The 20,053-nt window shown below is 62.2% G+C and carries 22 protein-coding genes and 1 pseudogene; 19 read left to right on the top strand and 4 right to left on the bottom strand.

The genetic code is table 11. From position 1 onward, the window contains the following. Positions 1 to 54 precede the first annotated feature (54 nt). From HZZ13_RS32020 to amaB, 16 genes are read left to right on the top strand one after another with little or no spacing between them, the layout of a single operon-like run. Positions 55 to 999, top strand: coding sequence for a ketopantoate reductase family protein (locus HZZ13_RS32020; protein ID WP_197963437.1), 945 nt, complete (start codon positions 55 to 57; stop codon positions 997 to 999). 4 nt (positions 1,000 to 1,003) lie between these two features. Continuing rightward, positions 1,004 to 1,390: a VOC family protein gene (locus HZZ13_RS32015; protein ID WP_197963436.1), complete on the top strand. Its 387-nt coding sequence runs from the start codon at positions 1,004 to 1,006 to the stop codon at positions 1,388 to 1,390. Between the two features lie 12 nt (positions 1,391 to 1,402). Further along, on the top strand, positions 1,403 to 1,873 hold the full coding sequence (locus tag HZZ13_RS32010) for a MaoC family dehydratase (RefSeq protein ID WP_197963435.1): 471 nt from the start codon (positions 1,403 to 1,405) through the stop codon (positions 1,871 to 1,873). Next, positions 1,870 to 3,111, top strand: coding sequence for a CaiB/BaiF CoA transferase family protein (locus HZZ13_RS32005; protein WP_197963434.1), 1,242 nt, complete (start codon positions 1,870 to 1,872; stop codon positions 3,109 to 3,111). The genes HZZ13_RS32010 and HZZ13_RS32005 overlap by 4 nt, the downstream gene beginning before the upstream one ends. 3 nt (positions 3,112 to 3,114) lie before the next feature. Further along, positions 3,115 to 3,942 (top strand): shikimate dehydrogenase, encoded by an 828-nt coding sequence (gene aroE, locus HZZ13_RS32000; RefSeq protein WP_197963433.1) that lies wholly within the window; start codon positions 3,115 to 3,117, stop codon positions 3,940 to 3,942. 15 nt (positions 3,943 to 3,957) lie between these two features. After that, on the top strand, positions 3,958 to 4,812 hold the full coding sequence (locus HZZ13_RS31995) for a shikimate dehydrogenase (RefSeq protein WP_197963432.1): 855 nt from the start codon (positions 3,958 to 3,960) through the stop codon (positions 4,810 to 4,812). 51 nt (positions 4,813 to 4,863) lie between these two features. Continuing rightward, positions 4,864 to 5,532 carry an amino acid ABC transporter permease gene (locus HZZ13_RS31990; RefSeq protein WP_197963431.1) on the top strand — a complete coding sequence of 223 codons (669 nt, stop codon included), beginning with the start codon at positions 4,864 to 4,866 and terminating at the stop codon, positions 5,530 to 5,532. 10 nt (positions 5,533 to 5,542) lie between these two features. Further along, complete coding sequence (locus HZZ13_RS31985; RefSeq protein WP_197963430.1) at positions 5,543 to 6,199, top strand: amino acid ABC transporter permease; 657 nt, start codon at positions 5,543 to 5,545, stop codon at positions 6,197 to 6,199. A 51-nt stretch (positions 6,200 to 6,250) separates the two neighbouring features. Beyond that, on the top strand, positions 6,251 to 7,078 hold the full coding sequence (locus HZZ13_RS31980) for a transporter substrate-binding domain-containing protein (RefSeq protein ID WP_197963429.1): 828 nt from the start codon (positions 6,251 to 6,253) through the stop codon (positions 7,076 to 7,078). Positions 7,079 to 7,135: 57 nt separating this feature from the next. Continuing rightward, positions 7,136 to 7,882 carry an amino acid ABC transporter ATP-binding protein gene (locus HZZ13_RS31975; protein WP_197963428.1) on the top strand — a complete coding sequence of 249 codons (747 nt, stop codon included), beginning with the start codon at positions 7,136 to 7,138 and terminating at the stop codon, positions 7,880 to 7,882. Between the two features lie 13 nt (positions 7,883 to 7,895). After that, positions 7,896 to 8,345 (top strand): type II 3-dehydroquinate dehydratase, encoded by a 450-nt coding sequence (aroQ, locus tag HZZ13_RS31970; protein WP_197963427.1) that lies wholly within the window; start codon positions 7,896 to 7,898, stop codon positions 8,343 to 8,345. 6 nt (positions 8,346 to 8,351) lie between these two features. Continuing rightward, positions 8,352 to 9,386, top strand: a complete 1,035-nt coding sequence (locus tag HZZ13_RS31965) for a Gfo/Idh/MocA family protein (RefSeq protein ID WP_197963426.1) — start codon at positions 8,352 to 8,354, stop codon at positions 9,384 to 9,386. A gap of 40 nt (positions 9,387 to 9,426) precedes the next feature. Beyond that, the gene (locus tag HZZ13_RS31960; RefSeq protein WP_246504639.1) at positions 9,427 to 9,801 is read left to right on the top strand and encodes an extracellular solute-binding protein; all 375 of its coding nucleotides are present in this window, start codon (positions 9,427 to 9,429) and stop codon (positions 9,799 to 9,801) included. Then, positions 9,729 to 10,100: an IclR family transcriptional regulator domain-containing protein gene (locus HZZ13_RS31955; RefSeq protein ID WP_246504638.1), complete on the top strand. Its 372-nt coding sequence runs from the start codon at positions 9,729 to 9,731 to the stop codon at positions 10,098 to 10,100. Before HZZ13_RS31960 ends, HZZ13_RS31955 begins: the two co-directional genes overlap by 73 nt. A gap of 1 nt (position 10,101) precedes the next feature. Then, a complete protein-coding gene (locus tag HZZ13_RS31950; RefSeq protein ID WP_197963425.1) occupies positions 10,102 to 11,025 on the top strand; it encodes an alpha-hydroxy acid oxidase in 924 nt (307 codons plus the stop codon). Between the two features lie 53 nt (positions 11,026 to 11,078). Then, the gene (amaB, locus tag HZZ13_RS31945) at positions 11,079 to 12,644 is read left to right on the top strand and encodes an L-piperidine-6-carboxylate dehydrogenase (RefSeq protein WP_197963424.1); all 1,566 of its coding nucleotides are present in this window, start codon (positions 11,079 to 11,081) and stop codon (positions 12,642 to 12,644) included. 36 nt (positions 12,645 to 12,680) lie between these two features. Here amaB and HZZ13_RS31940 read toward each other — a convergent pair. Next, positions 12,681 to 12,836: pseudogene (locus HZZ13_RS31940) on the bottom strand (enoyl-CoA hydratase-related protein); the annotation flags it as partial. A gap of 209 nt (positions 12,837 to 13,045) precedes the next feature. Between HZZ13_RS31940 and HZZ13_RS31935 the strand changes: the two are divergent. Continuing rightward, positions 13,046 to 13,753 carry an alpha-amylase family glycosyl hydrolase gene (locus HZZ13_RS31935; protein WP_197963423.1) on the top strand — a complete coding sequence of 236 codons (708 nt, stop codon included), beginning with the start codon at positions 13,046 to 13,048 and terminating at the stop codon, positions 13,751 to 13,753. A 626-nt stretch (positions 13,754 to 14,379) separates the two neighbouring features. On the opposite strand, the gene HZZ13_RS31930 is transcribed toward HZZ13_RS31935, so the two are convergent. Then, on the bottom strand, positions 14,380 to 14,772 hold the full coding sequence (locus HZZ13_RS31930; RefSeq protein WP_197963422.1) for a VOC family protein: 393 nt from the start codon (positions 14,770 to 14,772) through the stop codon (positions 14,380 to 14,382). Between the two features lie 444 nt (positions 14,773 to 15,216). Here HZZ13_RS31930 and HZZ13_RS31925 point away from each other — a divergent pair, with 444 nt between their 5' ends. Further along, a complete protein-coding gene (locus HZZ13_RS31925) occupies positions 15,217 to 15,645 on the top strand; it encodes a CBS domain-containing protein (RefSeq protein ID WP_197963421.1) in 429 nt (142 codons plus the stop codon). A gap of 178 nt (positions 15,646 to 15,823) precedes the next feature. Here the strand turns inward: HZZ13_RS31925 and HZZ13_RS31920 are convergent, their stop codons facing one another. Further along, a complete protein-coding gene (locus HZZ13_RS31920) occupies positions 15,824 to 17,815 on the bottom strand; it encodes a protein-L-isoaspartate(D-aspartate) O-methyltransferase (RefSeq protein ID WP_197963420.1) in 1,992 nt (663 codons plus the stop codon). A 360-nt stretch (positions 17,816 to 18,175) separates the two neighbouring features. Continuing rightward, complete coding sequence (locus HZZ13_RS31915) at positions 18,176 to 18,316, bottom strand: hypothetical protein (protein ID WP_197963419.1); 141 nt, start codon at positions 18,314 to 18,316, stop codon at positions 18,176 to 18,178. 57 nt (positions 18,317 to 18,373) lie between these two features. On the opposite strand from HZZ13_RS31915, the gene HZZ13_RS31910 reads away from it, so the two are divergent. After that, positions 18,374 to 19,921 carry a tetratricopeptide repeat protein gene (locus HZZ13_RS31910; protein ID WP_197963418.1) on the top strand — a complete coding sequence of 516 codons (1,548 nt, stop codon included), beginning with the start codon at positions 18,374 to 18,376 and terminating at the stop codon, positions 19,919 to 19,921. Positions 19,922 to 20,053 lie beyond the last annotated feature (132 nt).

Genomic DNA, 20,053 nt, shown 5'->3' with positions numbered 1-20,053 from the left:
AGCGGCCTGCTAGCACGCTTCCAACGCCAAAATGGGCGAGGGAGAAGCGTTCGGATGAGGATCTGCTTTGTCGGAGCGGGAGCTCTGGGCTCGACCATCGGTGGCACGCTGGCGCGCGGTGGTGCCGAGGTTTGGTTGATCGATCCGTTTCAGGCTCATGTCGACGCGATCAATGCCGGCGGTCTCCGGATGCTCGAAGGTGACGCCGAGACCGTTGTGAAGGTCTCCGCCTGCACCTCCGCGAGCCATGTCGGCATCGTGGCGGACCTCATCATCGTCCTCGTCAAGTCCTACCACACGCGGGATGCGATCCGGTCGGCAGCGCCGATCATCGGTCCGCAGACGGTTGTGATGTCGCTCCAAAACGGTCTTGGTCACGAGGACATCCTTGCGGACGAAGTTGGTCGTGATCGGGTCATGGCAGGCAAGACCTACGTTGGCGGCGTGCTGCTCGGCCCCGGTCATGTTCGCTCCGGGGTCATCGGCAAGGAGACCATCATCGGCGAACTCGATGGACGCTTGACGGAACGCGCACGGCGAATTTCCGAGACCTTCAATCAGGCCGGTATTCTCACACGGCTCAGCGACAACATCCTGGGCACGATGTGGGACAAGTTGTTCATCAACGTCGCCGGAGGTGGAATTACCGCCGTTACCGGTCTGACCTATGGCGGCCTCTATTCGCTACCGATCCTGGAAGATTGCGCGCTCGCCGCGATCTCTGAGGGCATCGCGGTCGCGCAAGCGGCCGGCGTCAAGATCTCGATTACCGAACCGCGGCGTGCCTGGACGATGGCGTCCGCTGGACTGCCGCCCGAGTTCAAGACCTCGATGTTGCAGAGCTTGCAGTCCGGCAACCTGACCGAGGTCGATTACATTCACGGCTCCGTCGTGCTTTGGGGCGCCAAGCTCAACGTGCCGACCCCGGTCAATTCTACCCTCGTCGCTCTGATCAAAGGGCTCGAATATGCCCGCAGCGATTATCCAGGAAAGGCCTGAGACGATGTCGTTGCCCCGCGCTTATGTCGAACACGTCGCGATCCGTGTGCCGGACGTTGATCGTCACGTCGACTTCTTTCGTGAGGTGCTTGGTCTTGCGATTCGCGACGAGCAACCCGCCGATGGTGCGCGCCCGCGTCAGGTCTGGGTGCTCGGAAGCGTGCAGCTCATCGAAGACCCGAATTTCGTCGGACCGGAGGGGCGCCTCGCCCATCTCGGCATCATGGTTGACGATTACGAAGGTGTGCTCGCCCGTGCCGCCGCCTGGGGCGCCAAGGCATTGCCCGCCGGCCCGAACTGGCTCGAGCTGCCGGGCGGCCTGAACGTCGAGATCTTGCAAGCCAGAGCAGGCGCCGTGGAAGCGGCCCTCGCGATCAATCCACGAGCCTAAGGAAGACGCGATATGACCGTCGAGCGCTATTGGGACGATGCCAAGGTCGGTGACGAATGCGTCACCCCTTCGGTGACGGTCACTGAAGCGATGGTAAATGCCTATGCCGAACTGACGGGTGATTTCACGCCGGTCCACGTCGACGAGGAATACGCCAGGACCACACCATTCGGCACGCGCGTCGCGCACGGGCTGTTTGGTCTGTCGCTGGCCGACGGTTTGAAGACCCGTGCCGACTACCGCTTCCTTCCGGGAATGTCGCTGGGCTGGACGTGGGATTTCAAGCTGCCGATCAAGCTCGGGGATACCGTGCACGTGAAGTTCCGCGTCGGCTCAATGCGCACTACGAAGCGTGATGGGTGGGGCATCGTTGTGTTGCCCTCGGAGCTGATCAATCAGCGCGGCGAAGTGGTGCAGCTCGGCGAGCATCGGCTGATGATTCCGATGCGCCCAAAGACCTCCTCCGCAGGAGGGCAGGCATGACCGCACAAGATCTGCCGCTCCAAGATCTGCCGCTCAAAGGCATTCGCGTCATCGACTACAGCCATTTTCTGGCTGGCCCGTTCATGGGCCGTTGCCTCGCCGCGATGGGTGCGGAAGTCATCAAAGTGGAGCGTCCGAAGCAAGGTGATGCGGGCCGCGCCCATGGCTATTTCAAGGACGGACAATCCGGCTACTTCCTGCAGCAGAACATGGGCAAGCAGGGATTGTGCATCGATCTGCGCGATACGCGCGGTCTCGACATGATGATGAAGCTCATCGACACCGCCGATGTCTTCATCGAGAACTACCGCCCCGGCGCACTCGAGCGCCTCGGGCTCGGTTACAAGGCGCTGTCGGCGCGCAATCCCAAGCTGATCTACTGTTCGGTCTCCGCCTATGGCCACACCGGTCCCTATGCCGACCGTCCGGGCTTCGGCCTGATCGCGGAGGCGATGTCGGGCGCCCTGGCGCAACTCGGCTCCCCGGGCGAAGCGCCGCCGCTGCTGCGGATGCCGTTGGCCGACATGTACACCGGAATTCATGGCGTTGCGGCCATCAATGCCGCGCTGGTCGGCCGCGCGTCCTCCGGACGCGGCCAGCATATCGATCTGGCGCTGTACGACTGCATGGTCTCGATGCATGACTATGCGGTTCAGCGCTACTTCCTCTCCGGCGGCACCGACCTGCCGAAGCAGACCGGCAGCGGTCAGCCGGACTCGACCGTCTACGGGGTCTTTCCGGCCAGGGACGGCAATCTTGTCATCGCTGCGCAAGTCGACGATGCGTGGCGGCGATTGGCGACGCTGATCGGCGGCAACGCGTTGGCATCCGACGAGCGCTTCGCCACGCCTGCCGCGCGCAATGCCCATTATACCGAAGCGATGGCGATCGTGCGTGACTGGACGCTGTCGCAGCCGTCCCGGGATGCCTGCCTCGCGGCACTCGACGAAGCAGGTGTGCCGTCGGCTCCTGTGCAGACCATCGAAGAAGTCGTGAGGGATCCGCAGATCCACGCGCGTGGCATGCTGGTCGAGCAGGAGCATCCCGTCCTCGGCAAGGTGACGTTGCCGAACCTGCCGTTCCGCTTCTCCGATTGCGACACCACGGTGCGCACGCCGGCGCCGCTGCTTGGCCAGGACAACCGCCGGATTGCGGAGTCGCTGGGCCTCTCGGCCGAAGCGGTCGATGCGATGGTGCGCGATGGCGTTCTCTACAACGAAGCTGCCGTGCGGGAGTAGGCCATGAGCGATCGTTACGCGGTGATAGGCAATCCGATCGGCTTCAGCAAATCACCTCTCATCCATGGCACTTTCGCCAGAATGACAGGACAGGACCTTGTCTATGAGGCGATCGAGGGTCCCCTCAATGGCTTCAGCGAACGGGTTGATCAATTCCGGACGGAGGGCGCCAAGGGGCTCAACATCACCGCCCCGTTCAAGCTCGATGCCTTCGCCTACGCAAATGAGCTTTCAGAGAGCGCCGACCGAGCTGGCGCCGTAAACTGCCTGAAGTTCCAGGGCGATCGGATCATTGGCGAGAATTTCGACGGGATCGGCCTTGTGCGTGACATCACCATCAATCTCGGCGTCAAAATGGCCGGTCGCCGCGTCCTGATGCTCGGCGCCGGAGGAGCAGCGCGTGGCGCGCTGCTGCCGTTCCTGCGCCAGGAGCCGTCCGAGCTGGTTCTTGTCAATCGTACCTTATCGAAGGCTGTTGCATTGGCCGAAGAGTTTGCCGGCTGCGGTCCCCTGATCGTCAGCGGCTATGCCGAACTGGCCGATCTTGCCGAGGGCTATGACGTCGTCGTCAACGCGACGTCGGCCAGCCTGCGAGGTGAAATGCCGCCGCTTCCCGGCAATGTCTTCCGCGGTGCGGAGCTGGCCTACGAACTCGCCTATGGCAAAGGGCTGACTCTCTTTCTGCAAGCGGCTCGCGCTGAAAGTGTAGCCAAGCTCGCCGACGGCGTCGGCATGCTGGTCGAGCAGGCGGCGGAAGCTTTTGCCTGGTGGCGCGGCGTTCGACCGGGCACGGCTCAGGTCATCGCCGAGCTGACCGTACCCTTGAGCTGACGGGCGATGTCGAGCATGAATCCCAAATCCAGCTTTCTCGTCGGCCTGATCGGCGGCGGCATCGCTGCGTCCCGCACTCCGCCCATGCATGAAGCGGCCGCTGACGCCGCGGGCATCCGCTATCTCTACAAGAAGATCGATCTGGCGGAGTTGAAGCTCGGTGTGGAGGCGTTGCCGGAATTGCTCACGGCTGCAAGGCGCATGGGCTTTGACGGGTTGAACGTGACACACCCTTGCAAGCAGGCAATCATTCCACTCCTGGACGAGCTTTCGCCTGACGCGGAGGCGCTGGGCGCCGTGAACACCGTGGTCATCAGGAACGGTCGAATGACCGGCCACAACACCGACTGGTTCGGCTTCGCCGAGAACTTTCGCCGCAACATGCAAGGTGCATCGCTCGGTCGCGTCGTCCAATTCGGCGCCGGCGGCGCAGGCGCGGCGGTCGCTTTCGCGCTGATGAAGCTCGGCGTGCGGGAGTTGACCATCATCGACGTCGACTCGGCCAAGGCGCAGAGTGTGGTCGACGGCTTGTCCCGCCGATTTGCAGAAGGGCGCTTGACGGCCGGCCAGGATGTCGCCGCAGCCGTGGCTACCGCAGACGGTATTGTAAACGCAACGCCGATCGGGATGGACAAGTATCCAGGGACGCCGCTGCCGACGGCCCTGCTGCGCCCTGATCTGTGGGTCGCTGAGATCGTCTACTTCCCACTGGAAACCGCACTGCTGCGCGCGGCGCGTGCCCTTGGCTGCCGCACCGTCGATGGCGGAGGCATGGCGATCTTCCAGGGCACCGAAGCATTCCGCCTGTTCACGGGCATCTCACCTGATCCGGACGTCTTCTTCGCCACCTTTGCATCCCTGGGAGGGTGACACCCAGCCGATGGGCGAGCGGCACGTACAACGCCCGAGAGGAAACGCAAGATGGGCTACACGCTCGATTTCTCGGTGGTTTGGCATGCGATGCCCGCGCTGCTGTGGGGGTGCGCGGGTACGGTGGGCCTGGCGCTTGCCGGAATGACCCTTGCAATGATCATTGGCGTCGCCGGCGTCGCGGCACGCGATTCCAGGGCGGCCTGGTTGCGTGCTCTCGTGATCGGCTTCGTCGAGATCGTGCGCAATACACCTTTCCTGGTACAGATCTTCTTTCTGTTCTTCGCCCTGCCGCTCGTCGGATTGAAGCTCAATCCGACGGTCACCGCCATCATCGCTCTCGGCGTCAATGGCGGCGCCTATGCCATCGAGATCATCCGCGGCGGGGTCCAGTCTATTCACAAAGGACAGGTGGAGGCCGGCTACGCGCTCGGACTGCACAAAGGGCAGGTGTTCCGGTTCATCGTGCTCAAGCCAGCGCTTCGCGCGATCTATCCCTCGCTCACGGGTCAGTTCATCATGCTGACGCTGACCTCGTCGATCTGTTCGGCGGTATCGGCTTACGAATTGACGTCGGTTGCGCAGCGCATCGAAAGCGACACATTCCGCAGCTTCGAGGTCTATTTCTCCGTCACCTTCCTCTACCTCGCGATCTCCTGGCTGTTGATGCTGGGCTTCGCGGTCATCTCTCACCGCTTCTTCTCATATCCGACACGCTGACGGGAAGATCATGGCACCGCATTTTGGCCTTCCGGAGTTCGGCTTCCTGCTGCGTGGTCTGCAATGGACCGTGCTGCTGACGCTGGTCGCCTTCGTAGGCGGCTGCACGGCGGGGCTGGCTATCGCATTGCTGCGCACCTGCGGTCACAAGGGCGTGGAATGGATCACCCGCATCTATATCGGGATATTCCAGGGCACGCCGCTGCTGCTGCAGCTCTTCGTCGTGTATTACGGATTGGCGCTGACCGGGCTGAAGCTCGACGCCTTCGTTGCGGTGGCGATCGGTTTCACCGTGAATGCCTCCGCCTTCCTTGGCGAGATCTGGCGTGGCGCGATACAGGCCGTGCCGCGCGGCCAGACCGAGGCGGCGATGGCGCTTGGACTGCACTATTCGTCCCGCATGCGCGACATCGTGATGCCGCAGGCGATCCGCATCTCGCTGCCGGCGACCATCGGCTATCTCGTGCAGCTCATCAAGGGCACTTCGCTCGCTGCCATCGTCGGCTTCATCGAACTCGCCCGCGCCGGTCAGATCGTATCGAACCAGACCTTCCAGCCGTTGCTCGTCTTCGGCGTGGTCGGCGCGATGTACTTCATCCTCTGCTGGCCACTCTCGTGGTGGGGCAGCCGGATGGAGGCCAGGCTCGCCCTGGCCAGTCAAAGGTAGGAACGGCGCACCTGCTCAATCACAAACAGCCATCACCAGGAGGAGATACTCATGTTGTTTTCACCCAACCGTCGCCAGCTTGGCATCGCGCTGCTGGCATTGGCGGCTATCGCCATCGCAGGCAAATCGCAGGCCGGCACGTTGGAAGACGTGAAGAAGAAGGGCGTCGTCGTCATCGGCATTCAGGGCGACAATCCTCCCTGGGGCTATGTCGATAGCTCGGGAAAGCAGGATGGCATCGATGCCGACATGGGCCGCGCTTTCGCTGAATATCTCGGCGTGAAGGCCGAGTTCGTCCCGCTGGCGGTGGCCAATCGCATTCCGGCGCTGACCACAGGCCGCGTCGACATTCTGTTCGCAACCATGGCCATGCTGCCCGAGCGCGCAAAGGCGGTGCAGTATTCCAAGCCCTATGTCGCCAACGAGATCACGTTGGTCGCAGCCCGGGCGACCCCGATCAACAGCAATGCCGACATGGGTAAATTCGTCATCGGCGTTCCCAGGTCTTCCACGCAGGATACTCAGGTGACTAACAATGCCCCGTCCGGGACCGAGATCCGCAGGTTCGACGATGACGCCGCCACGATCCAGGCGCTGCTCTCCGGCCAGGTCCAGGCCGTCGGTGCGAACCTGTTTTATCCGCAGCGTCTCAACGCCGCAAAGCCGGAGCTTGGCTTCGAGCCCAAGCTTCACTTCACCGCCTTGTACAACGGGGCGTGCACGCGCCTGGGAGACAAGGAGTGGAATGAGACGGCCAACACGTTCATCGACCAGATCAAGTCGAACGGCAAGTTGGCCAGTTTCTACGCCAAATGGATGAAGGTCCCGGTCCCGGTCTTCCCCGACTCGGTCCCCGGCGTTCCGTTCACCGTCCAGTAGCCACTGCGAGCGGCCAACGCGATCCGCGTTGGCCGCCGCCCGACAGCGGAGACCAGCATGCAGGACCAGATCCTGATCGAAATGAAGGGCGTGCAGAAATGGTATGGCGGGTACCAAGCGCTCCGCGATGTCGATCTCACCGTGCGGAGGGGCGAGAAGATCGTGCTCTGCGGTCCGTCCGGTTCAGGCAAGTCGACACTCATCCGCTGTATCAACCGCCTGGAGCCGATCCAGCAGGGCAGTATCGTGGTGAACGGTCATCGGCTTGACGGCAGCATCAAGGCTATCGATGTCGTACGTCAGGACGTCGGCATGGTCTTTCAGAGCTTTAATCTCTTTCCGCATATGACGGTCTTGCAGAACTGTATGCTCGCGCCCATTCGCGCGCGCCGCATCGGCAAGACCGATGCGGAGGCGACCGCGCGAAAGTATCTCGAGCGGGTGCGCATCGGTGATCAGGCCGAGAAGTATCCGGCTCAACTTTCGGGCGGCCAGCAACAGCGCGTCGCGATTGCGCGGGCGCTCTGCGTGCAGCCCAAGGTGATGCTGTTTGATGAACCGACCTCGGCTCTCGATCCCGAAATGGTCAAGGAGGTGCTTGATACGATGATCGGCCTCGCCAACGACGGCATGACCATGATTTGCGTCACGCACGAAATGGGCTTTGCCCGCCAGGTCGCCGACCGGGTCATCTTCATGGCCGAAGGCCAGATCATCGAAGAAGGCGCGCCCGAGGCGTTCTTCCGCAATCCACAGCATGCCCGCACCAGGCAGTTCCTTGGCGAGATCCTTGCCCATCACTGAACGGAGATTTTTCATGAGTCGTCTTGTCTACATCCTCAACGGGCCAAATCTAAACCTGCTCGGCAAGCGCCAGCCCCACATCTACGGTCACGAGACGCTTGCGGACGTGGAGCGCGATTGCCGGACGTTGGCCGGGGAGCTCGCACTGGAGCTACGCTTTTACCAATCGAACAGGGAATACGAGCTGATCGACTGGATCCACGAGGCGCGCGAGACGGCTGCCGGGATCGTGATGAATCCCGCGGCTTTCACCCACACGTCAGTCGCCATCCTGGATGCATTGAACACCTTCGAGGGGACAGTGATCGAGGTGCATATCTCCAACGTCCACAAGCGCGAGGAATTCCGCCACCACTCTTTTGTCTCCAAACGAGCTGATGGGGTCATCGCAGGCTTCGGCACCCAGGGTTATCTGCTCGGCTTGCGTCGAGTAGCCAAGCTGCTTGATGAGAAAAAGGGATAGCATCGTATGAGTGCACCCGTCCGCTTGTCGGTGATGGGAGCGGGTCTCATTGGCAAGCGACACATCGAACACATTCTCGCGCGGCCGGAGGCGGTCCTGTCGTCGATCGTCGATCCGGCGCCCGCGGCACGAGAATTGGCAGTTTCGCTGAACGTGGACTGGTTTCCATCCTTTCAGGACATGCTCTCCGGAAATCGGCCGGAGGGGGTGGTCGTCGCCACCCCCAATCAGATGCACGTGGCCAACGGCGTGGATTGTATCGCAGCGCGCATCCCGGCGCTCATCGAGAAGCCGCTAGCGGATGAGTTGGTCGCTGCACAGGCCCTGGTCGAAGCCTCCGAGCGGGCAGGCGTGCCGCTGCTCACCGGCCATCATCGCCGCCACAATCCGATGATCCAACGCGCCAAGGCGGAGATCGATAGCGGTCGGCTCGGCCAGATCGTGTCGGTGCATGGCATGTTCTGGCTGATCAAGCCGGACGATTATTTCGATATGGCCTGGCGCCGCGAGAAAGGGGCGGGTCCTGTTTTCCTGAATCTCATCCACGATGTCGACCTGCTGCGGTACCTCTGTGGGGATATCGTGGCGGTGCAAGCTGCCCAATCCAATCGGCTGCGTGGAAATGCGGTCGAAGAGACCGCGGTGATCATCCTGCACTTCGCTTCCGGCGCGTTGGGAACGGTCAATGTCTCCGATACCATCCAGTCGCCTTGGAGCTGGGAATTCACTGCCGGCGAGAACCCGGCGTACAGTCATACGCAGGAGACGTGCTATCAGATCGGCGGCACGAGGGCATCGCTGTCTATTCCGCAACTCGATCTATGGCATCACCCAAGCAAGGCCAGCTGGTGGGCGCCGATTGAGCGCGAGCGGCTGAGGTACGAGAAGGAAGACCCGCTTGGCCTGCAGATTGCCAATTTCTGCGGGGTCATCCGCGGTACGGCCGAGCCTGTGGTGGGCGGGCGTGAAGGGCTGAAAACCCTCAGAGTGATCGATGCGGTCAAACGCGCGGCGGAAAGCGGAGCTCTCGTGTCGGTTTGAAATCGGGAAGCACGGCCGTCCACGAAGAAGCACTCTCGGCATGTCGCCCTATGGCGTCGGCACCAACGTTTACACCACGGTGCTCGCCTATCGCACCGATGCCTTCAAGGGCCGCAAGGCGCCGCAATCCTGGGCCGACTTCTGGAACGTGAGCGAATTTCCGGGCCGCCGCGCCGTGCGCAAGCATCCGTTCGACACGATCGAGGAGGCCCTGATGGGCGCGGGCACGCCGGCCGCGCAGGTTTATCCCTGCGACCTCGACAAGGCCTTCGCCTCGCTCGACAAGACCTGCCTCCCGGGAGGGCCGACAGTGGCCCCGGTCGCGGATTGCAAACAATCGGAATGCGATTATTTCAATTGTATTATGGTAACTATGAATTTCGCGAGACGGCGAGTCAAGCAAGTCACCTCTTGAAGCGTACGCGGCTTGAGCCGCTCACGCCTTACACGATTACGGATCCTGGTAAGCTCATGGAGCAGGTGCACCTCGCCGCCAAGCGCGGCTACTCGATCCAGATCAACCAAAGCGTCATGGGCGATATCTCCGTCGCGGCGCCGATCATCGACGAGCACGGGCGCGCCATCGCCGCGGTCAACATCTCCGTGCCCACGACGCGCTGGACCACGCAGCGTGTCGAGGCCGAGCTCGTTCAGCATGTTCACGTCGCCGCAACGTCGATCTCGAAGTCCAAGTTCAAACGCTACGCGGCCTGAAATGCCGATGCTTCTCAATGCCAGCGACTATCGCCGCCGCGCGCGACGATTCCTTCCGCGTGGCTTGTTCGAGTATATTGATCGCGGCTCGGAGGACGAAACGGCATTGACGCGACTGCGTGCCTCGCTTGACGCCATTACCTTGCTGCCCGCGGTGCTGACGGGGCAAGACAGGCGCGATCTCGACACGGTGTTGTTCGGTCGAAGGATCGCCGCGCCCCTCGTTGTCGCGCCAACGGCGCTCGCCGGTCTTGTTTCGCATGATGGGGAGACGAAGCTGGCCCGCGCGGCCTCGCGCGTCGGCATTCCCGTCTGCATCTCGACGCAATCGGTGACCACCGTGGAAGCAATCCGGCGCGGCGCCCCGGATGCCTTGCTCTGGTTCCAGCTCTATGTCTGGCGCGATCGCGCCCTGACCGGACGCCTCCTGGAGCGGGCGAGCGCCTGCGGCTGCGACAACCTGCTCGTCACGGTCGATACGCCGGTCTCGCCGAACCGGGAGTATAATGAACGCAATGGTTTCGGTATTCCTTTCAAACCGCGGCTGCGCAGCATGATCGACTTGGCACTGCATCCGAGTTGGCTGTTCGGGGTTCTGGCGCGCTATTTCGTGAGCGAGGGCATGCCGACCTACGGCCATTATCCGGAAGCGTTCCGCACCGGCATCACCCGCGCTGACATCGCCGAGTCGATCCGGATCGAGCCGCGGCTGAGCTGGGACGACATGCGCTGGCTGCGCGAGATCTGGCCGGGTAAACTCACCATCAAGGGCGTGCTCGCGGTGGAGGATGCTAAAAAGGCGGTCGAGATCGGGGCCGACGGCATCGTGGTCTCGGCCCATGGCGGCCGCAATCTCGGTCCTGCGCGAGATGGATACCGCCATGGCTTTCCTGGGAACGCATCGCGTTCCGGCCTTACGGGTTAGGCGCGCGCGCCAGCAACGGAACCAAGATTGACTCCTACATTTGGAAAACCGCCATGTCCATCAAATCAACACCGCACACGCATGCCGCCAATGCCGATCTTGCCGGCGAAGTCGACAGGCTTCTCGCCGCGCTCGGCGTCAAGCGCTCCGACTACACAGAGGGCACCATCGTCGTTCGTACCCCGATCACTGGCAGGCCTATTGGCCGGGTCACCGAGGTCGGCGCTGGCGAGGCGACGTCCGTGATCGAGAAGGCCCACGCCGCGTTTTTGGCGTGGCGACTGGTGCCGGCGCCCAAGCGCGGGGAGCTGGTGCGCCTGTTCGGCGAGGAGCTGCGCGCCAGCAAGGTGGCTTTGGGCCGACTGGTCTCGATCGAGGTCGGCAAGATCGTCTCGGAAGGTCTCGGCGAGGTTCAGGAAATGATCGACATCTGCGATTTCGCAGTCGGCCTGTCGCGACAGCTCTACGGCCTGACGATCGCGACCGAGCGCGGCGAGCATCGCATGACGGAAAGCTGGCATCCGCTTGGCGTCACCGGAATCATCTCTGCGTTCAATTTTCCGGTCGCCGTGTGGGCCTGGAACGCAGCCCTGGCGCTGGTGTGCGGCAACAGCCTGGTCTGGAAGCCGTCGGAGAAAACACCGCTGACTGCGCTTGCGACACACGGTCTGTTTGAGCGCGCGCTCAAACGCTTCAATGAGGCTGGTGGAGGCGCGCCGCAGGGGCTTGCGGCGGTGCTGTTCGGCGGCCGTGCGATCGGCGAGGTGCTCGTCGACCATGCGAAGGTGCCGCTGGTCTCGGCTACCGGCTCCACGGCGATGGGACGCGCGGTCGGTCCGCGGCTCGCGAGCCGGTTCGCTCGGGCGCTGCTCGAGCTCGGCGGCAACAATGCGGCGATCGTCGCGCCGACGGCCGACCTCGACCTCACGCTGCGCGGCATTGCCTTTGCCGCGATGGGAACGGCGGGACAGCGCTGCACGACGTTGCGCCGCCTGTTCGTCCACGAGAGCGTCTACGATAGCTTTATACCGCGCCTGAAACAGGCCTATGCGTCCGTCACCGTCGGCTCTCCGCTGGAAGACGGTAACCTAGTTGGTCCGCTGATCGACGGCGCGGCCTATCGCGCGATGCAGAGTGCGCTCGAGGCTGCGACCGCTGCCGGAGGGCGGGTCCAGGGTGGCGAGCGGGTTGCCATCGAGGGGGCGACTGACGCCTACTATGTCCGCCCGGCGCTGGTCGAGATCGCGGCGCAGACCGGACCGGTGGAGCACGAGACTTTTGCGCCAATCCTCTACGTGATGAAATATCGCGATTTCGATGCCGTGCTCGAGTTACACAACGCCGTTCCGCAGGGGCTGTCGTCGTCCATCTTCACCAATGATCTGCGTGAAGCGGAAACATTCTTGTCGGCGCGTGGCTCCGATTGCGGCATCGCCAACGTCAATATCGGCCCATCCGGCGCGGAGATTGGAGGCGCCTTCGGCGGCGAGAAGGAGACCGGCGGCGGGCGCGAGTCCGGATCCGACGCGTGGAAAACCTATATGCGGCGTGCGACCAACACCATCAACTACGGTCGCACGCTCCCGTTGGCTCAGGGCGTGAAGTTCGATGTGGCGTGACGAATGTCGGCCCGGGAAAGTCTTGCTCACGGCAAGTGGAGCCGCCTCCGCGATTTCGGAGGCAAGCGCGCGGGCCGCAGCACGCAATTGGTCCTGTGGAGCGAGCATGTCGGCGAGGCCCCACGTCACGGCCTCTTCCCCCCTGATGCGCCGGCCGGTGTAGAGCATGAGACTGGCCCTTTGCCGTCCAATGAGGAGCGAGCCGGATCAGGCATGCGCTTGTCGAGCAGGGGGCACTCCGAGTCAGGCAGTACGGAGTACACAGGACCGAAGGTGGAAGGGTTCAGATCGGTCCGGAAAAGCAGATTGAATTGACGCCGGGCGACGCCTCCTCGGTCGGATTCGGCGCAAGCTTCGTGATTCCGTGATCGAGGGACCTGCAACGCCACAAGCGAGGGAACGTGAGAGACTGGATCGAACATGCCGTCTGGTGGCACGTGTACCCGCTCGGCTTCGTCGGGGCGGAGCGGGACGCTCATGCATGCGATGGCGTCGTCCGCCGCTTTGGCCAGCTGACCGCATGGCTCGATTATGCCGTGAATCTCGGCGTCTCGGGCATCTTGCTGGGGCCTGTCTTTGCCTCATCCACTCATGGATACGATACGATCGATCATTTTCAAATTGACCCGCGGTTGGGAGATGATGGCGACTTCGACGCATTCATCAACGCGGCTCACCGCCGCGGCCTGCGGATCGTTCTTGATGGCGTATTCAATCATGTCGGTCGCGAATGCCCGATCTTTCAGCGCGCGCTTGCAGGCGGCCCGGCTTGCGGGGAAGCCTCATGGTTTCATTTGCGCTGGCCGCCGGAAGGCTCGTCGGCGGAGGAGCCCGACTATGCGACGTTCGAAGGGCATCGCCAGTTGGTTGCCCTGAACCAGCGGGAGCCCGCCGTCGCCGAGTATGTCGCCGATCTCCTGCTTGAGGCATTTCACGAGGAAAATCAGTTGTTGGTCGCATTGAACGTAGCCGATGCACCGGTCGCGCACGTGATCAGCGCAAGTGTCGACAGGCTCGCTGGCAACCTCACAACATGGCGGAAATCCGTAGCGACCGAGATTGCATTGCCGCCGCACGGTTGGGGAATTCTGGCTTCAGACGCCTCGTGATTGTATCGTCGATCCTCCGCGCTATTTTCTTGCTCAACCAGGCCAGCAAGCGCAGATCTCTTGTCGAGACGTGGCGGATCTTCGAACCCCTTCGTAAGCAGCATTGCTCCTTTCAGAATGAAGCGGTCATGATGCTTGGTGTGACTTAGGCGAGAACATAAATTGTTGAGCAGCAGATCGATCGACTGACGACGTTGCTTCGAGAGGTCGAGCAACTGCGCCATTGCGATGATTACGGTCGGCCTTACGATGGTGGCGCCGAACATGCGCCACTGTTCGAGCGTCCGCGAGTTCGGCCGCTTTGGCCCGATTCGTGGTCTTTCAACGTGCTTCTCTAAGAGTGTAAGAACTGAACCCGCAACGGGCTCAGGAACTGCCTCATGCGAACGATTGGATGAGATATCGCGGGTTCGGTTGGTGTGGGGAAAGACGGTAGCGCTCCCCCGCTACCAATCCTACGATTTTTTCAAAGCGCCGTGAGATTCGATGTCAGCTTTCGGCGTCGACCATTCGCTGCCTGGCGAAACGACAATGCCAAGCGTCATGCCGCGACATGGCAGGAGCTTCGCTCCCATAAGGCGCCGTGAAGTCGAACGTCCGCAGCCAGCTTTTTCCGGACCGGCCGGTTACGGATTCCAGCCGCCGCTGCCGTACGGGCGCGTAATGATTTCGAGCAGATGCCCGTTCAGCTCTTCGAAGTAGAGGCCGCGTCCGCCGTCGTGATCGTTGATCTCGGTTGGCTTCCGCTGCGCGGGATCAGCCCAGTAGGTCAGCTTCCGCTTCTGAATCCGATCAAAGATCGCATCGAACTCGGCGTCACCAACCAGGAAAGCATAGTGCTGACGCGCGATCTCTCCTTGCTGATCCATATAGTCGAGATTGGCGTCATTGTCGGTCCTGACCATATGGAACGGCCCCCAGCGTCGCGGCGCCGGCAGCCCTAGCATCTCAGCCAGGAAATCGGCCGACGCCTTGCTGTCGCGAGCTGCCAGAATCGTATGATTGAAGTCGATAGCCATGTTCAGATCTCTGCAACGCAATGATCGGCACATCAAAACGAGTTAGACACAGAGGTGGTTCCTACTCGAATGCGCGGACACGCGAGGACATTCGGTTCCCCAATGATAGGAACGAACGCAATCTCGCGACATTCGCGGTGCGCGAAAATGACTGAGCAAATCTTTCACGTTCCGCTTCGGCTCGCCGGAGGATTTCAGATGCGTCTGCTTGACGTCGCCGATTATGGTGTCGGTCAGCTCAGCAAATCTGCACAGGAACAGGATGTGCCCCGCATCGTTTGGGAGACTAGGGACGCGGCACCCGGATGCGCGGAGCGATGTTCCCCGCCTATCAGGTAGAGCTGGCGCTCTGCGGAGTGTCACGAAACCGGGAAACTGGCCGCAGCTGATAATCGAACGAGCCCGCGCGTTTAGCGAGGCTTGGAGCGCGACCAGGAGATGACCATGAAGAAGATCAGTGAAGTGATGACGCGCGATGCCAAAGTTGTGAATCCCACCGACACGATCCAGGACGCAGCAAAGCTGATGAAGCAATGCGATTGTGGTGTGTTGCCCGTCGGTGACGGCGATCGGCTCGTGGGCATGATCACCGATCGGGATATCGCGGTGCGCTGCATCGCGGACGGCAAAGGGCCGGACAGCAAGGTTCGTGACGCGATGAGCCACGAGGTGAAATACTGTTTTGAAGACGAGGACATATCTCACGTCTGCGCGAACATGAGTGAGATACAGGTGCGGCGGTTGCCCGTCTTGGACCGGAACAAGCGCCTGGTCGGGATCGTATCGCTCAGTGATCTGGCACGCCAGTCGGCTGGGACTGCCAAGGCGCTGCATGGAATCGTTCGGCCGAGCCAGCAGCACAACCAGAGCTAAGCTCTCGCCTGAGCCGCGTCGGCCGGATCGACTGATGAGAAGCAGGCGATCGCGGCGGTCAGCGCGATCTTACACGGTCATGCGTAGGCGGTGGCGGATGGCTGCCCGCTCGCTGGCCTGATTGACATGATCAGCAGAGGGTTGCGCAACGTCGTTGGTGCCGGCGCGGCCCTGCGTGTCAAAGCCCGAACGGATAGGTGTCGGGAGCACCAGGGCGACGATGCTCCGGTCCGAAGGGCGTGACTGCATGGGTCTCATCCAGCCAGACGAAACCGTCGAACTGCTGAGGCAGCGAGGCCTCGGCGTAGTGGCTTTGCAGCTCGGTGTCGGGTCTGTAGATCACCCCAATGAATCGTTCGAGGCGAGGCTCGATCAGGCGACGCCGGAGGGCTTCATGGCGGCGGAATTCAATCATCCCGCGCTTCGCGCTCGCCTCATGAAACAGCCGCTCATAACTATCCGCGCGGGAGGGGCGGACACGCATCACTTCCATCTCGCCGTCCCAATCCGAGGCAGCGGCTACCGTGCCGGTGTGGGTGCCAAATCCGATGAGCGATGCCGCGTCGCCGAATTTCTGTCGGCAAAGCTGGCCGATGTTGAGTTCGTTGCGGACCGTCCCCATCTCTGTGAAGCGCGCATCGCCAATATGGGAATTGTGGGCCCAAACCACGGCTTTCGACTGGGCACCATGGGCCTGGAGAATATGGCCCAAGGTTTCGAACATGTGGGTATCCCGCAGGTTCCAGGATTCCGCGCCGCCGTAATACATGATCCGGTAGTAGCGCTCGGCGGCCGCGATCAACCGGGCGTTCTGCGCCGCATCAAGGAAGCTGTCCGGGTCGCTTGCGCCATAAGCAAGCTGTTTGTTCAGGATGTCCTGACACTGTCGAATCACCTCAGCTTCGCATCTGCGATAGCCCTTCGTCAGCACGGCGCGCCCATAGGTCGACGGCTCGCGTTGCCATGGTGTCAAACATCCATAGCGCTCGCGGGCGACCGCCGCCGCTTCGGGATCGACGCTATCGAGATAGGCCAGAACGGCCGCGATCGAACTGCGCATGTTATAGATGTCGAGCCCGAAGAATCCGGCCCGGTTGCCTGGCGGCCTTTGCTCGTTATAGCCGCGCATCCAGTCCACGAAAGCGACAACGTCGGTGTTTCGCCACATCCAGGTCGGGAAGCGTTCGAACGGCGGCTCGTCGGGGCCGGTGCGCACGCGATCGCGAACGTAGCGGTCGATTGCAGCGGCGTCGGGCCAATCCGCTTCCACAGCGACGATCGTAAAGCCGTGATCTTCAATCAGCCGGCGCGTGATCGCTGCGCGCACCTGGTAGAACTCGGATGTACCGTGACTGGCCTCGCCCAGCAGGACCAGGCGCGAATGTTCGAACCGGTCCAAGAGCGCTCCGAACGCGGGGTCGTCGAAGGCCGGCAAAGGTTCGATCGTGGCCTGGATCATGTCCGTCACCGACTGTGACCGCGCGTGGCCCGGAGTCAGGTTGCTCGCCGAACGCGTGCCATTCTCGGCCCATCCCTGCTCGCCGATCAGCGGCACGAAGCGAACAGCGCCCAAGGTCTCTTCATCGTAGTCCGTCGCCGTTCGGCGGGAGATCCGGAGCAGCGACTGTTCGTCCGCGAAATTGCCGACCGGAATGACGAGACGACCGCCGATCGCCAATTGGCGCTTGAGCGCCTCCGGAATCGAGGGGCCGCCGGCGGCAACCAGAATCGCGTCGAATGGTGCCTCATTGGCCAGACCGCGCGTACCGTCACCCGTATGAACCATGCAATTGGTATATCCGAGTAGATCCAGCCGTTCTGCGGCGACCCGTGCGAGCGAGGCATGTCGTTCGATGGTATGGACGGTGCCGGCGAGCCGGGATGCAATCGCCGCGGCATAGCCTGAGCCAGTGCCAACCTCGAGCACCTTGTCGGTTGATTTGAGCTCGGCCGCCTCGACCATCGCCGCGACGATATAAGGTTGCGAGATGGTTTGATCGTTCGCGATCGGCAGCGCGCTGTCCTCATATGCGAATTCTTCGAAGCCTGCTTCCACAAACCGTTCTCGCGGCACCCGACGCATGGCCTCCAGCACCCTGGGGTCGCGAATGCCGCGGCCGGCGAGTTGAATGTCGACCATGCGGTCGCGGAGATCAGCATATTCCGTCATCACAGCGTCCCTCCTCAAAAGCGTGAAAGCGGCTGGAACGGACAAGTTCCTCCGAATGTTGAAACTGATCCGGGGCAATGGCTCGTACGCGGCGATGCCGATCAGGAAGGAAGTTCCGCCCGAGTGAAGGTCGGTGTTATGGTGGCGCCGAACAGGCGCGCCCCGCGAATTTGGCCTCTTTGGCCCGATATTGCGGTTCGCGGCCCTACGTAACTGAAATCGAACGAGCTTGCGCTGGCTGATGGGCCCGTAGGATGGGTAGAGCTCTTGCGAAACCCATCACGCGTCACGTCGGCCGGTATCGATGGGTTTCGCGTCGCTACTGTGATCACCATCACAGGCGTGGCCGCCTTCCCCTGTCTATACTGCCGGTTCGGAAGCAGGGTGGCGACCATGCGGAATCGGATTGCACTGGTTTTCAGTTTCTTTTTTTTCACTTTTCTGGCAGCCGCTGATCTTGCGGCCGCAGACGACCGGACAATCTGCGCGCAGCGTGGCCATGAAGGCCGGATCGCCGCGTGCTCGCGGCTGATCGCAAAGAGCGGCGGGCGCGACGCCTTGGCGTTTGACAATCGCGGTGCCGAATATGGCGACAAGGGCGACTACGATCGCGCAATCTCCGATTTCAGCGAGGCCATCCGCATCGATCCGAAATACGCGCTTGCCTGGCAGCATCGCGGCGCCGCCCTGCTTCGCCGCAACGAGGTGGATCGGGCGATCGCCGACCTGACCGAGTCGATCCGGCTCGATGCAAGCAATCTGAACGCGTTGAACGATCGCGGCATGGCCTATGCCGCTGCAGGTGATTCCGAGCGCGCGCTTTCGGATTACAACGCAGCGATCCGCATCAATCCGAGGTTCAAGTTCGCCTACTTCAATCGAGGGCGGCTCTATGCCGGCAAGGGCGACCACACCCGGGCGATCGCCGAATACTCCGAGGTAATTCGCATTGACCCGACCTACGGTTATGCGTTCAACAATCGCGGACTGTCCCATCAGCACACCGGCCAGTCCGAGCGTGCCGTGGCCGATTTCAGCGAGGCGATCCGGCTTTTGCCGAGGACGACGCTGGCCTACAACAATCGCGGCGACATCTATCTCCTTCAGGGCAGGTACGATCAAGCTCTCGCCGATTTCAATGAGTCGCTGCGCAATGATCCGCAACATCAGAGCGCGCTGGTAAACCGCGGAATGTTGTTCGAGAAGCTGGGCGAGATCGCAAAGGCCCGCGCCGACTTCAACGCAGCTCTGGCTGCCCCGCAGAAGTACGACAGCGCGAAATGGTCGATGGACAAGGCGCGCGAACGCCTCGCCGCGCTGGACGATACGTCAATCAAGACCGTTCCGGCCACCACCACGTCGGTCATCGCGCTGCCGGGACCGTCAAGTAGAAATGACAGGCGCATCGCGCTCGTGGTCGGAAACTCCTCTTATGAGAATGTCGCAGCGCTCGCCAATCCGGCGCGCGATGCGGCGCTCGTCGCCGAAACGCTCAAGCTCACCGGATTCGATTCCGTCACGCTGCTGACCGATCTGCGCAAGGATGAGTTGACCGCGGCGCTGCGCGACTTTGCAAGGCAGGCGGAAATCGCCGACTGGGCGATGGTATATTACGCCGGTCACGGCATGGAGGTTGGCGGCGTCAACTATCTGATCCCGATCGACGCGAAGATCGCCTCCGACCGCGACGTCAGTTTCGAAGCCGTGGCGCTGGACCAGGTGTTGAACGCGGCGGAACGCGCCAAGCGGCTGCGCCTCATCGTCCTCGATGCCTGCCGCGATAATCCCTTCGCGAACCAGATGAAGCGCACCATGACGCTGGCGTCGCGTTCGGTGTCGCGAGGCCTTGCGGCGATCGAGCCCGAGGCGGGCACGCTGGTGGTGTATGCCGCCAAGGACGGAGAGATGGCGCTCGACGGAGAGGGCAGGAACAGCCCGTTCGCCACGGCGTTCGTCAACAATATGCGCAAGCCCGGTCTCGAGGTGCGCCGGCTGTTCGACGTCGTGCGTGACGATGTCATGGAGGCGACCAATCGTGCACAAAAGCCGTTCAGCTACGGATCGGTCTCGGGCCGGCAGGATTTTTACTTCGTTGCCGGGAAATGAGACGCAAGGCTTTGGCTGTCGCGCGGGCAAAATTCACGGTATTGAGCCGAATTTCGGAAATGTCGTATATCTCCGCCCATGAGGCCAGAAGGAACTCGGCTCCCGGGAGAGCGCGGCATCGCGCAGGGAAGG

Source organism: Bradyrhizobium agreste, from assembly GCF_016031625.1.
In the GTDB taxonomy this organism is placed as follows: domain Bacteria; phylum Pseudomonadota; class Alphaproteobacteria; order Rhizobiales; family Xanthobacteraceae; genus Bradyrhizobium; species Bradyrhizobium agreste.
The sequence above is the reverse complement of the archived record's forward strand: the minus strand, read 5'-3'. Positions and strand labels throughout refer to the sequence as shown.